Below are 14,056 nucleotides of genomic sequence, written 5' to 3' on the forward strand. Positions count from 1 at the left end.
ACAGGGATAATCATGAATTACAGTCTTGGAGCATCTTTTTCGTAATAAAGATAGTTTGTCTTTATGAGGAAAAAGCGGTCAATTGATCGTTAACAGTGAAGAGAGGTAGACGGAAAGTTAGTCTACAACTAGGGTGGTACCGCGATAAATATCGTCCCTACTGATTTATTCAGTAGGGACTTTTTGTATTTTAGTGGTTCAACTTGAAAATTAAATAGTCATGCATTGAAAGGAAAAGCAGTAGTTGTTGTTTCCCTGTAACAGAGAGCTGGTGGTTGGTGCAAACCAGTACATAAACAAGAGCGAATTACAGTCCTGGAGCATCTTTTTCGTAGTAAAGATAGTATTGTCTTTATGAAGGGAAAGACGGTCAGATGATCGTTAACAATGAAGAGAGGTAGACGAAAGAAGTCTACAACTAGGGTGGTACCGCGATAAATATCGTCCCTACTGATTGGATCAGTAGGGCTTTTTTGTACAAAAAAGTGGGTTTTTAACTAGTAGTTCATGTCTTTGTAAGAATTATCAGTTTAAAATAAGAAGAGGTATCGATTCCACTATGAATTTGTATAATTAGTCAGTTCAGAAAATAGAGAATTTTTTATTCTCTTACTATACTTTTAAAACATTAGAGGAGGATTTCCAAATGGCAAATCATGAATTAGATCAATTACGTAAACAGGTAGATGAAATTAACTTACAACTATTACACCTTTTAAACAAACGTGGTGAAATTGTTCAAAAAATTGGAGAGCAAAAGCAAGTACAAGGTACGAAACGCTTTGATCCAGTACGTGAGCGTGAAGTACTTGATATGATTGCAGAGCATAACGAAGGACCATTCGAAACATCAACAGTTCAACATATTTTCAAAACGATTTTCAAAGCAAGCTTAGAGTTACAAGAAGATGATAACCGTAAAGCGTTACTAGTATCACGTAAAAAGAAACAAGAAAATACAATCGTTGATGTAAAAGGTGAATTGATTGGAAACGGAACACAAACGTTCATCATGGGACCTTGTGCAGTAGAAAGTTTAGAACAAGTTCGTCAAGTAGGGCAAGCGATGAAAGACCAAGGCTTAAAATTAATGCGCGGTGGTGCATTCAAACCGAGAACTTCTCCATATGATTTCCAAGGTTTGGGAGTAGAAGGACTTCAAATTTTACGTCAAGTAGCAGACGAGTTTGACTTAGCAATTATTAGTGAAATTTTAAATCCGAACGATGTTGAAATGGCATTAGACTACGTTGATGTAATTCAAGTTGGCGCACGTAACATGCAAAACTTCGATTTATTACGAGCGGTAGGTAAAGTTAACAAACCAGTATTATTAAAACGTGGATTAGCAGCAACAATTGATGAGTTCATTAACGCAGCGGAATACATCATTGCGCAAGGTAACGATCAAATTATTCTTTGTGAGCGCGGTATCCGCACATACGAAAGAGCAACACGTAACACATTAGACATTTCTGCAGTACCAATTTTAAAGAAAGAAACACATTTACCAGTTATCGTTGATGTAACACATTCAACTGGACGCAGAGATTTATTATTACCAACAGCGAAAGCGGCACTTGCAATTGGCGCAGATGCAGTAATGGCTGAAGTTCATCCAGATCCAGCAGTTGCATTATCAGATTCTGCACAACAAATGGACATTCCAGAATTCCATAGATTCATGGATGAGTTAAAAGGTTTCAAAAATAAATTATCTTAATTCCATATCATATATGCATTGAAGAGGAAACAGTAGTGCTTATCTCACTGTTAAAGAGAGCTGATGGTCGGTGTGAATCAGTACAAAGGTAAGCATGAATTACAGCCTTGGAGCATCTTTCCCGACAACTTTTGGAGGGTAAGACGGTCAAACGATCGTTAAAGAAGAAGAGAGGTAGACGAAAGAAGTCTACAACTAGGGTGGTACCGCGATAAACATCGTCCCTACTGAGCGCTCAGTAGGGACTTTTTTGTACAAAAAAATAGTAAAGGGGCAAGAGAAATGAGATACATTACAGCTGGAGAATCACATGGACCGCAGTTAACAGTTATTTTAGAAGGTGTACCAGCAGGTTTGACACTTACGGCGGAACATATTAATAAAGAATTATTAAGAAGACAAAAAGGTCATGGACGCGGAAGACGTATGCAAATTGAAACAGATACAGTTGAAATTGTAAGTGGTGTTCGTCACGGGATGACACTTGGATCACCGATTACGTTAATTGTAAAAAATGATGATTTCAAACATTGGACGAAAGTAATGGGTGCAGAGCCAATTTCTGAAAAAGAAAGTAAGGACATGAAACGTACAATTACAAAACCACGTCCAGGACATGCGGATTTAAATGGAGCAATTAAATATGGTCATCGTGATATAAGAAACGTATTAGAGCGCTCATCTGCAAGAGAAACGACAGTTCGTGTAGCTGCTGGTGCAGTTGCAAAACAAATTTTAAGCGAATTAGGCGTAAAAATTGCAGGACATGTTCTTGAAATTGGTGGAGTAAAAGCAAAACATATTTCAAACTTACCGATTGAAGAAATCCAAACGATAACTGAAAACTCACCAGTTCGATGTTTAGATAAAGAAGTAGAGCAAGAAATGATGGATGCGATTGACAACGCAAAAAGTAGCGGAGATTCAATCGGTGGTATTGTGGAAGTTATTGCAGAAGGTATGCCAATTGGCGTTGGTAGTTACGTTCATTACGATCGTAAATTAGATGCAAAACTTGCTGGTGCAATTATGAGTATAAATGCATTTAAAGGTGCTGAAATTGGCGTAGGTTTTGAAGCGGCAAGACAACCAGGAAGTAAAGTGCATGATGAAATTCTGTGGGATGAAGAAAAAGGATACACGAGAAGAACGAATAATGCCGGCGGTTTAGAAGGCGGTATGACAACAGGTATGCCAATTATCGTAAGAGGCGTGATGAAGCCAATTCCTACTTTATACAAACCGTTAGCAAGCGTTGATATTGATACGAAAGAAGCATTCCAAGCGAGTATTGAAAGATCTGATAGTTGCGCAGTACCAGCGGCGGGTGTAGTAGCTGAATCTGTTGTGGCATGGGAACTTGCAGATGCACTAGTCGAACAATTCGGAAAAGATCGTATGGAATTATTAAAACAAAACATTATGCAACACAATAACTACGCAAAAGAATTTTAATAAAAAGGTGGGTTTAACGTGCAAGTAAAAGATCAACTATCATCATTACAACCATATAAACCAGGTAAATCACCAGAACAAATGAAAGAAGTGTACGGAGATCATTCGTTTGTGAAATTAGCATCGAATGAAAATCCATTCGGCTGTTCGCCACGTGTTTTAGATGAGTTGCAAAAATCGTGGTTGGAACATGCTTTATATCCTGACGGAGGTGCTACAACGCTCCGTCAAACAATCGCAGATAAGTTACATGTGAAAATGGAACAAGTACTTTGTGGTAGTGGTTTAGATGAAATCATTCAAATAATAAGCCGCGCCGTATTACGAGCGGGAGATAACATTGTAACAGCAGGTGCAACATTCCCACAGTATCGTCATCATGCCATTATAGAAGGTTGCGAAGTGAAGGAAGTTGCGTTAAATAACGGTGTATACGACTTAGAAGAAATTTCTTCAGTAGTAGATAACGATACAAAAATTGTATGGATTTGTAACCCGAACAATCCAACAGGCACATATGTGAATGACCGAAAATTGACTCAATTCATTGAAGGTATTAGTGAAAATACGTTAATTGTCATTGATGAAGCGTACTATGAATACGTAACAGCAAAAGATTTCCCAGAGACATTACCGCTTTTAGAAAAACATAAAAATATTCTTGTACTTAGAACATTTTCTAAAGCGTACGGATTAGCTTCTTTCCGCGTTGGATATGCGGTTGGACAGGAAGAGTTAATCGAAAAATTAAATGTCGTTCGTTTGCCATTTAACGTATCTTCATTAGCGCAAAAAGCAGCGACGATTGCTTTTGGTGATGACGAGTTTATTGAAGAAATAGTTCGTGTGAATACAGAAGGATTACAACAATACGAGAGCTTTTGTAGGGAAAATGATATTCCATTTTATCCATCGCAAACAAATTTCATCTTCTTGCCAGTTGAGAATGCTGGAGAGATTTATGAAGCTTGTGCACATGCAGGATTTATTATTCGTCCGTTCCCGAATGGTATCCGTATTACAGTCGGAACAAGGGAGCAAAATGAAGGGGTGATTTCAGTGTTACAACAACACTTTGAAAATAAAAAAAGAAAGTCTCGAGATGAGGAAAATGCGTAAAAAGGTAGTATTAATTGGAACTGGTTTAATCGGAGGCTCTCTCGCATTAGCAATTAAGAAAGAGCACGATGTAACGATAACAGGTTATGATATATTTCAAGAACAAGTAGAGCGTGCAAAAGAATTACACGTAGTAGATGAAATAGCAGTTGATTTACAGCATGCATGTGAAGAGGCACATTTAATTGTTTTTGCTTCTCCAGTTGAAGAAACAAAGAAGCTATTACACAAACTTGCGTCATTCCGTTTACGAGAAGATGTTATAGTGACTGATGTTGGTAGTACAAAAGGCACGATTATGAATGAAGCAGAAACTTTATTTTCAAAGGAAGTATCTTTCATTGGTGGACATCCAATGGCAGGTTCTCATAAAACGGGAGTTGAAAGTGCAAAAGCGCATTTATTTGAAAATGCATTTTACATTTTAACACCGATGCATCATGTGCCAAATGAACATGTGGAAGAGTTAAAAGATTGGTTAAAAGGAACGGGATCACATTTCCTTGTTTTAAATACAGAAGAACATGATTATGTAACAGGAATCGTTAGTCATTTCCCGCACCTTATCGCAGCAGGTTTAGTGAAGCAAGTAGAGAAACATGCAGGAGATAATCCGCTCATTCATCAGCTAGCTGCTGGAGGGTTTAAAGACATTACACGTATCGCATCTAGTAGTCCGAAAATGTGGAGTGATATTGTAAAGCAAAATCGTGAGCATTTAATGGTATTATTAAAAGAGTGGATCTCTGAAATGGAAGATTTATATAAAACAGTTTCTACCGGAGATGCATGCGAGATTCAAAACTATTTTGCAGATGCGAAAGAATACCGTGATTCTTTACCAGTAAGAAAGAGAGGGGCAATTCCTGCCTATCACGACTTATACGTCGATGTATTAGATAAGGTGGGGGCATTGGCTCATATTACGAGTATTTTGGCGCGCGAGGAAATTAGTATTACGAACTTGCAAATATTAGAAGCGCGTGAAGGACTGCTTGGGGTATTACGTATTAGCTTCCAAAGGGAAGAAGATCGTATGAAAGCAAAACTAGCGCTTGGAGAAGAAGAATACCAAACTTATGAAACAATTTAAATGAGAAGGTGAAAAACGTGAAAGAAAGAACAATACAACCTGTTAATAACGGATTGAATGGCAATATTACAATCCCAGGTGATAAATCCATTTCACACCGTGCTGTTATGTTCGGTTCTATTGCAGAAGGGAAAACAACAATTAAAGGTTTCTTGCCCGGTGCAGACTGTTTAAGTACGATTTCATGTTTTAAAGAAATGGGAGTAGAAATTACGCAAAACGGTGATGAGGTTACTGTAGTTGGTAAAGGATTAGAAGGTTTACAAGAACCAAAAGCTGTATTAGATGTTGGTAATTCTGGTACAACAATCCGATTAATGTCAGGTATATTAGCTAACACACCATTTTTCTCTTGCGTACAAGGTGATGAATCTATCGCAAAAAGACCGATGAAGCGTGTAACAAACCCATTAAAACAAATGGGCGCAAACATAGACGGCCGAGAAGAAGGAACATTTACACCGTTAACAATACGTGGCGGAGATTTAAAAGCAATTGAATATATTTCTCCTGTTGCAAGTGCACAAGTAAAGTCAGCTATTTTACTTGCAGGTCTTCGTGCAGAAGGTGTAACAGCTGTTACAGAACCACATATTTCACGCGACCATACGGAAAGAATGCTCGAAGCATTTGGTGTTAAAGTAACTCGCGAAGGGAAAACAGTGAAGCTGTCAGGTGGACAAAAATTAACAGCAACAGACATTCAAGTGCCCGGTGACGTATCATCAGCAGCATTTTTCTTAGTAGCAGGTGCAATCATCCCAAATAGTAAACTAGTATTACAAAATGTAGGAATGAATCCAACCCGTACAGGTATTATTGATGTTTTAGAAAAAATGGGTGCTACGTTCACTGTAGACCTAATTAACGAAGGGGCATCAGAACCAGCTGCAAATATTACAATCGAAACATCTTCATTAAAAGGAATTGAAATTGGCGGAGATATTATCCCTAGACTAATCGATGAGATTCCTGTAATCGCATTAGCGGCAACGCAAGCAGAAGGAATTACAGTAATTAAAGATGCACACGAATTAAAAGTAAAAGAAACAAACCGTATTGATACAGTAGTTGCTGAGTTAACGAAACTAGGAGCTCGAATAGAAGCAACTGATGACGGTATGATCATTTACGGAAAATCAGCTCTAAAAGGCAATACAGTAAATAGTTATGGTGATCACCGTATCGGAATGATGCTTGCAATTGCTGGCTGCCTAGCAGAAGGAAAAACAATTATTGAAGATGCAGAAGCAGTAGGTGTATCATATCCTACATTCTTTGACGAACTTCAAAAGTTAGCTAAATAAAAAGGGTGGAAAGCAGATACGTGATGTATCTGCTTTTTTGTTAAAACGTCCTTGTAATTTCACTTACCGAACTATAATAGTTAGAATTATGATACAATTCAAAAAGGGAATGGAGGAGAATTATATGAATGTCATACAATTAAAAGAAGATAAATTCAGAGAAGCATTACGTTTATCAGAATACGCTTTTCAATATAAAGTAGATGAGGAACGATTACAGCAGCAACTTACAAAAATGAAGGAAAGTCATGAAATATACGGCATTATGGAAGGGAAAGACTTAGCTGCAAAACTACACCTCATCCCGTTTCATATTTACATAGGTAAAGAAAAATTAAAAATGGGTGGCGTTGCAGGAGTAGCGACGTATCCAGAGTACAGAAGAAGTGGGTATGTAAAAGAGCTACTTCAACATTCACTTCAAAGAATGAAAAAAGATGGCTATACAGTCTCTATGTTACACCCATTTGCTGTTTCATTTTACCGTAAATACGGCTGGGAACTTTGTGCGAATCTACTCAAATGTCATATAAGTAAGAGCGATTTAGTGATGAAAAAACAAGTAAATGGTACTGTGAAACGTTTTAATAAAGAAAATCATCCAAAAGAAGTCGAGAAGCTCTATGAAGCATTTGCAGAACGTTTTTCATGTATGTTAGTTCGAGAGAAGAACTGGTGGTTACAAGCGGTTTATGATGATTTAACATTAGCGATTTACTATGATGAAAATAAAAAGGCAGCAGGTTACATGTTATACAAAATAGAAAACTATAAAATGACAGTAGAAGAATTTGTACCACTGCATAATGAAGCACGAAATGGTCTATGGAATTTTATTTGCCAGCATGATTCTATGATTAAAGAGTTTGAAATGAAAGTAAGTGAAAACGAACAGTTGTTATATACATTGCAAGAACCACGTGTGAAAACAGAAATAAAACCATATTTTATGGGAAGAATTGTAGATGTAGAGCAGTTCTTAAAACAGTATGAGTTAAACTGGAACAATGTACAACAAGAAGTCATTTTACATATTACAGATTCATTTGCACTGTGGAATAATGTATCGGTGAGACTTGCAAATTATGAAATAGCAATTATAGAAGAACCAATGGATAAAGGGATCAAGCTAGATATAAATGCACTATCTACAATACTGCTTGGATACAAACGCCCATTAGAACTAAATGAATTAGAATTAATTAGCGGAAGCGAAGAGGAAATACGGGCATTTGAGAATGTAGTACCAGTGCGCAAGCCGTTTATTTATGATTTCTTTTAATTTGCATATAAGATGGAGTTGTTTCGAACAAAATTTTGGGATAGCTCCATCTCATCGTATTAATTTTTGTCGGTAAGTTGATATATCCTGAAAATCGCTGATATAATTTTATTCACATACAAGAGAATAGAATCGCAACTATACGTTGTCACGCACTTGACTTTTATTCCCTGTAATTTATAATTAAAAACGGAATGAATTTTCATTCCTGAAAATAGAGGTGGAAAAAATGGCTAAAAACAAACAAGAGGATATTTTTGATGCTGCGATGCAACTTTTTGCAGAGCGTGGTTACGATGGTACGACAATTCCAATGATCGCTGAAAAGGCAAAAGTCGGTGCGGGTACTATTTATCGCTATTTTGAAAATAAAGAGGCACTTGTTAACTCATTATTTTCAAAAAGTATGTTAGAGCTTTCTGAAATAATAAAAACGGATTTTCCTGTTGAAGCAAATATTCGTGAACAGTTTAGTCATACGTACAACCGTTTATTTGAATTTGCGAGAAACAATGTAGATGCTTTTTTATTTACAAATTCTCACTGTGATAGTTATTTTCTTGATGAACAGAGTAAGAAAATATTTGATGATTTTATAGGCTTCTTTATGAATATTATTGAAGATGGAATCGCAAAAGGTTTTCTTCGTCCATTGCCTCCAGTTGCTTTAATTATTATTGTATATCAACCGCTAGAAAAATTAACGAAAGTAATTGCAACAGGGCAATTAGAATACTCGAAAGAGTTAGTAAAAGAATTAGAAGAAAGCTCTTGGAACGCTATTAGAATCATTTGATTCTATAGCTTTATAAGGACAGGAATGAATATTCATTCCTAAATAGATTTAAAAAAATGAGAGTAGGAAAGGATATTTGTGTAACTAAGGGAATGAACATTCATTCCGGAAAGGCTAGTTTAATAGAATTTACAAAATAACGTAATAGAATAATAGGAATGAACGTTCATTCCGTTACTAACGTGAAACTTTCAAAACGGGAGATGATTCAAATGAGCAAGTTAAAAAGTTGGAGAAGTTTATCTTTTCTATTATGGATAGTTATTACTATTACAATGGTCGTAACGATGCCTAATATGGATAAATTAGTGAAGGAAAAAGGGAAAATTACAATCCCTAATACAAAGCAAAGCAGTATTGCTGACAAGATGATGAAAGAGATGGATAAAGAAGGGGTTGAAAAGTATGAAATTATAGCCGTTTTTAATAGTGGCAATAAGGCAGCTTTAACAGATGAACAAAAGAAGGAAATAACAAAAACAATCAACGCCCTGCAAAATGAAAAAGAGCAATTAGGAATTAAGGAAGTTGTTTCACATTTAGACAATAAAGACTTGGAGAAACAATTAGTTTCTAAAGATAATACGACTATTTTAACGCAAATATCGATAGATAAAAAACACGGTGAAATATCAAAGGTTTCAAATAATCTTCATGAAAAAGTGCAAACGAAAGAGGTAAAAACGTATTTAACAGGAAGTGACTTAATAGCGGGTGATTTTCTTAAATCCTCTCAAGAGGGAGTGAAAAAGACAGAAGTTATTTCAATCATTTTCATTCTTGTAGTATTAATCCTCGTATTCCGTTCACCAGTTGTTCCAATTGTTTCTCTTCTTACAGTTGGTATATCGTATTTAGTTTCAATGGGGATTATTGCTCAGCTTGTAGATCAATTTAATTTTCCATTTTCAAACTTTACACAAGTGTTCGTAGTCGTCGTCCTGTTTGGGGTAGGAACAGATTATAATATTTTATTATATACGAGGTTTAAAGAAGAATTAAGTAAACAAGAAAATGCATTTTTAGCTACAAAAGAAACATTTAAATCAGCAGGTAAAACTGTATTATATAGCGGAATTGCGGTGCTAATTGGTTTTGCATCACTTGCGTTAGCAAGTTTTAAATTATATCAATCTACTTCAGCGGTAGCAATTGGTGTCGCAGTTTTATTACTAGTATTAACTACGTTAAATCCGTTTTTTATGGTGCTTTTAGGAAAAGGGATGTTTTATCCCGTTAAAACATTTAAAGGTCATGAAGACAGTCGTCTATGGGGATTCTTTGCGAAAAACTCAGTAGTGAGGCCATTTGTAGCTTTAATTATTGTATTCGTGATATCAATTCCTTTCATATTAAAGTATTCTAATACACTTAATTACAACGATTTATTTGAAGTAGACAATAAATATGAGTCGAAAATGGGGATTAACGTAATAGAAGAACATTTTCCACCTGGTTTTTCTTCACCAAGTACGTTAGTCATTCAATCGAATAACAAGTTAGATGAGGCGAGTTCGCTTCAAACTTTAGATGAACTAACTGATAAGATTTTGAAAGTAAAAGGTGTGTCAGAAGTATATGCACCAACACGTCCAACTGGTGAGAAGATAAAAGAATTATATTTAAATAAGCAAGCGGGAGAATTGAATACAGGATTAGGAGATGCCGATGGTGGCATAAAGGAAATTAATGATGGATTAACAGATGCGAAAAATAAAATGGGAAGTAATGATTCAAATAGTCTTGCGAATGTTCAAAAATTAATTGATGGAACGAACGAGGCGAAAAACGGGGTATCAGCATTAGGAACAGCTTTACATCAATTATCAAATGGCATAAACGACGGTGCACAAGGAGCACAGCAAATTGAGAGTGGTTTAGCTTCAGTAAACGAAAATATAAATGTCCTATCTAATGCAACGTCGCAGCTGCATGCTGGTTATGCACAGTTAGAAAAAGGTTTAAACTCTTACGATCAATACTTCGGAAGTATTTCTCAAGCGATTGATGGTGCGAAAAAGGGATATGAACAAATTGAAATGTTAATGACCAATTTCGTTCAAACGAAACCAGAATTAGCGAATAATCCAAACATACAACAAACGATAGGAATTGCTAAAGAGGCTCAAAAGAAATTAAGCGTACTTTCAAATGAATTAAATCAATTAGCAACACAGCACAAAACGGCGATGAGTTCATTTAAAGAAGCGAATCAATCGTTACTGAAAGTGGATAACGGCTTAAAAGAAATGAGCAATGGAGTTAATAAGTTACAAAAGGGAGCAGCCGATCTTAAAAATGGATTAAATGAAGGTTCTTCAGGTTCAAAACAAATTGCAAATAAATCAGTTGAGTTACAATCTGGATTAACGAAAATAAACGATGGGCAAGGACAACTTTTAACGGGCCTTAAAGACCTGCAAGAAAAGATGGGGCAATTACAATCCGGTTTATCTAAAAGTACAGAAGGGCTTGGAAAAGTAAGTAATGGCCTGCATGACGCACAAAAATATTTAGGGGAGCTCAATGAATCGAAGAGCTCTGAGAAGTTTTATATTCCAAAAGAAGTGCTAGAGGGAGAGGATTTCCAAAAAGCATTGAACACGTACATGTCACAGGATAGAAAAATTGCTAAAATGACTATCATTTTAGATGTAAATCCGTATTCAAAAGAAGCGATGCCAATTATTCAAGAAATCAATAAAACAATCGATGGCACTGTAAAGGGAACGGAATTACATGATGCGAAAACAGCAATTGGCGGAACAACAGCTAGAAACGTTGATTTAAAAGAAGTAACAGGGCAAGATTTCTTACGTACAGCTACAATTATGTTAATTGGAATTGCGATTGTATTAATCGTAATTACACGCTCATTACTAAACACAATATTTATTATTGGCTCATTACTATTAGCGTACTTCGCATCACTCGGTATAAGCGAACAAATTAGTGCACATGTATTACATGTAGATTCATTAAGCTGGAATGTTCCATTCTTTAGCTTCATTATGATTGTCGCTTTAGGAGTGGATTATAGTATTTTCGTAATGATGCGCTATAACGAGATAGAAGGGGATTCGGTAACGAAAATTGTAACTGCATCTCGTCATATAGGAGGAGTTGTATTATCAGCGGCGCTAATTTTAGGCGGGACATTTGCAGCATTAATTCCATCAGGTGTATTAACACTTATACAAGTTGCATCAGTAGTTGGCGTTGCACTTCTTCTATTAGCTTTAATTGTGATGCCGATATTATTACCGGCGTTAATAGGGTTAACGAGTAAAATGAAGAGTTACAAAGAGAAAATAATAAATACGAAATAAGAAGAGACTGTAGGGAATGATTTCTCTACAGTTTTTTCGGTATATAATATTTCAGATGAAAATGAATCCGATATATTATAGAATGAGCAGTGAAAGGTTATATGAGAAAGAGGTCGATGATATACATACAATAGCTAGGGGAATGGACAAAAACTATCCGATTTCATTGTAGAAAGGTAATCAACCGTTGCTATTCATCCAGCTTCTACTATATAATAGCTATAGTCTACAATAATTGAGTCGTAATATGCGATTTTTTAAGACAATCGGTGAGAAAACGCTGAAATAAGCGGTATTAGTAGGAGGACACAAATGATTACAGTAAGTAACGTTAGTTTGCGTTTCGCGGATCGCAAATTATTTGAAGATGTTAACATAAAATTCACGCCAGGTAACTGCTACGGTTTAATCGGAGCAAACGGTGCTGGTAAATCTACATTCCTAAAGATTTTATCTGGAGAAATTGAACCATCAACAGGTGACATACATATTACGCCAGGTGAGCGTCTAGCAGTATTAAAACAGAACCACTTCGAATATGAAGAGTTCCCAGTATTAGAAACAGTAATTATGGGTCACACGCAACTTTACAAAGTAATGCAAGAGAAAAATGCTATTTACATGAAAGAAGACTTTAGTGATGAAGATGGAATGCGCGCTGCTGAACTTGAAGGTGAGTTCGCTGAGCTTAACGGTTGGGAAGCTGAGTCAGAAGCTGCAATTCTTCTTAAAGGTTTAGGTATTGGTGAAGACCTTCATGATAAGAAATTGTCAGAATTAACTGGGGCAGAGAAAGTAAAAGTATTACTTGCTCAAGCTTTATTCGGTCAACCTGACATTCTATTATTAGATGAGCCTACCAACCACTTGGACTTAAAAGCGATTCAATGGTTAGAAAACTTCTTAATGAACTTTGAAAACACAGTTATCGTAGTATCCCATGACCGTCACTTCTTAAATAAAGTATGTACGCACATGGCTGACCTTGATTTCGGTAAAATTCAACTTTATGTTGGTAACTATGACTTCTGGTATGAGTCAAGCCAATTAGCTTTAAAATTAACACAAGATGCTAATAAGAAAAAAGAAGAGAAAGTAAAAGAGTTACAAAACTTCATTGCACGCTTTAGTTCAAACGCTTCTAAAGCGAAACAAGCAACTTCTCGTAAAAAATTATTAGACAAAATTACATTAGATGATATTAGACCGTCATCACGTCGTTACCCATTCGTTGGCTTCACACCTGAGCGTGAAGTAGGAAATGACTTATTAACTGTTGAAGGTCTGTCTAAAACAATTGATGGTGAAAAAGTGTTAGATAATGTGTACTTCACTTTAAATAAAGGTGATAAAGTTGCATTTATCGGCCGTAACGATATTGCGATGACAACATTATTTAAAATTCTTATGGGTGAAATGGAGCCGGATAGCGGTTCATTCAAATGGGGTGTTACAACCTCTCAATCTTACTTCCCAAGAGATAACTCTAAGTACTTTGAGAACAGTGATTACAACTTAGTTGAATGGTTACGTCAATTCTCTCCACAAGATGAGTCTGAAAGCTTCTTACGTGGTTTCTTAGGCCGTATGTTATTCTCAGGTGAAGAAGTTAAGAAGAACGTTTCTGTATTATCTGGAGGCGAAAAAGTTCGTTGTATGTTATCTAAAATGATGTTAAGTGGTGCGAACGTAATCACACTTGACGATCCAACGAACCACTTAGACCTTGAGTCAATCACAGCATTAAACAACGGTTTAATTGCATTCAAAGGTACAATCTTATTCACATCTCATGACCATCAGTTCGTGCAAACAATTGCAAACCGCATTATCGAAGTAACACCAAACGGTGTAATCGATAAAGAGGCTACTTATGATGAGTTCTTAGAAAATGAGGAACTTCAAAAACAAGTAGATGCAATGTACAAAGGTCAATAATATATAATGAAAAA

At 36.0% G+C, this 14,056-nt stretch carries 9 protein-coding genes and 3 other annotated features (1 of these 12 running past the window's edge); all 9 genes read left to right on the plus strand.

The window, feature by feature from the left end; translation table 11 throughout:
• Positions 1-162, plus strand: a binding site (T-box leader) (it extends 74 nt beyond the left edge of the window).
• Between the two features lie 54 nt (positions 163-216).
• Positions 217-452: a binding site (T-box leader), on the plus strand.
• A 194-nt stretch (positions 453-646) separates the two neighbouring features.
• The 9 genes from DN404_RS27600 (at position 647) to DN404_RS27640 (ending at position 14,042) form a co-directional block, all read left to right on the plus strand.
• Entirely contained in the window at positions 647-1,723 is a 1,077-nt protein-coding gene (locus DN404_RS27600; RefSeq protein ID WP_001273575.1) for a bifunctional 3-deoxy-7-phosphoheptulonate synthase/chorismate mutase, read from the plus strand.
• Between the two features lie 9 nt (positions 1,724-1,732).
• Positions 1,733-1,952, plus strand: a binding site (T-box leader).
• Positions 1,953-2,005: 53 nt separating this feature from the next.
• On the plus strand, positions 2,006-3,178 hold the full coding sequence (gene aroC, locus DN404_RS27605; protein ID WP_149215716.1) for a chorismate synthase: 1,173 nt from the start codon (positions 2,006-2,008) through the stop codon (positions 3,176-3,178).
• Positions 3,179-3,196: 18 nt separating this feature from the next.
• Positions 3,197-4,297, plus strand: coding sequence for a histidinol-phosphate transaminase (gene hisC / locus DN404_RS27610; protein WP_016122708.1), 1,101 nt, complete (start codon positions 3,197-3,199; stop codon positions 4,295-4,297).
• On the plus strand, positions 4,290-5,390 hold the full coding sequence (gene tyrA, locus DN404_RS27615; protein ID WP_001228137.1) for a prephenate dehydrogenase: 1,101 nt from the start codon (positions 4,290-4,292) through the stop codon (positions 5,388-5,390). The genes hisC and tyrA overlap by 8 nt, the downstream gene beginning before the upstream one ends.
• A 17-nt stretch (positions 5,391-5,407) precedes the next feature.
• Positions 5,408-6,697 (plus strand): 3-phosphoshikimate 1-carboxyvinyltransferase, encoded by a 1,290-nt coding sequence (aroA, locus tag DN404_RS27620; protein WP_000664630.1) that lies wholly within the window; start codon positions 5,408-5,410, stop codon positions 6,695-6,697.
• A 124-nt stretch (positions 6,698-6,821) separates the two neighbouring features.
• The gene (locus DN404_RS27625; RefSeq protein ID WP_149215717.1) at positions 6,822-7,979 is read left to right on the plus strand and encodes a GNAT family N-acetyltransferase; all 1,158 of its coding nucleotides are present in this window, start codon (positions 6,822-6,824) and stop codon (positions 7,977-7,979) included.
• A 229-nt stretch (positions 7,980-8,208) separates the two neighbouring features.
• Positions 8,209-8,775 (plus strand): TetR/AcrR family transcriptional regulator, encoded by a 567-nt coding sequence (locus DN404_RS27630; RefSeq protein WP_001107299.1) that lies wholly within the window; start codon positions 8,209-8,211, stop codon positions 8,773-8,775.
• Positions 8,776-8,987: 212 nt separating this feature from the next.
• Complete coding sequence (locus DN404_RS27635) at positions 8,988-12,104, plus strand: MMPL family transporter (RefSeq protein WP_149215718.1); 3,117 nt, start codon at positions 8,988-8,990, stop codon at positions 12,102-12,104.
• 312 nt (positions 12,105-12,416) lie between these two features.
• Positions 12,417-14,042, plus strand: coding sequence for an ABC-F family ATP-binding cassette domain-containing protein (locus DN404_RS27640; RefSeq protein WP_000633864.1), 1,626 nt, complete (start codon positions 12,417-12,419; stop codon positions 14,040-14,042).
• The last annotated feature ends 14 nt before the right edge of the window (positions 14,043-14,056 follow it).

It is taken from the genome of Bacillus sp. TE8-1, assembly GCF_008368855.1.
GTDB lineage: Bacteria > Bacillota > Bacilli > Bacillales > Bacillaceae_G > Bacillus_A > Bacillus_A cereus.

What these genes read in the sequence shown, in the direction of transcription:
- DN404_RS27600 (WP_001273575.1), top strand. Translation starts at nt 647, where the DNA reads ATGGCAAATCATGAATTAGATCAATTACGTAAACAGGTAGATGAAATT.
- aroC (WP_149215716.1), top strand. Translation starts at nt 2,006, where the DNA reads ATGAGATACATTACAGCTGGAGAATCACATGGACCGCAGTTAACAGTT.
- tyrA (WP_001228137.1), top strand. Translation starts at nt 4,290, where the DNA reads ATGCGTAAAAAGGTAGTATTAATTGGAACTGGTTTAATCGGAGGCTCT.
- DN404_RS27625 (WP_149215717.1), top strand. Translation starts at nt 6,822, where the DNA reads ATGAATGTCATACAATTAAAAGAAGATAAATTCAGAGAAGCATTACGT.
- DN404_RS27630 (WP_001107299.1), top strand. Translation starts at nt 8,209, where the DNA reads ATGGCTAAAAACAAACAAGAGGATATTTTTGATGCTGCGATGCAACTT.
- DN404_RS27635 (WP_149215718.1), top strand. Translation starts at nt 8,988, where the DNA reads ATGAGCAAGTTAAAAAGTTGGAGAAGTTTATCTTTTCTATTATGGATA.
- DN404_RS27640 (WP_000633864.1), top strand. Translation starts at nt 12,417, where the DNA reads ATGATTACAGTAAGTAACGTTAGTTTGCGTTTCGCGGATCGCAAATTA.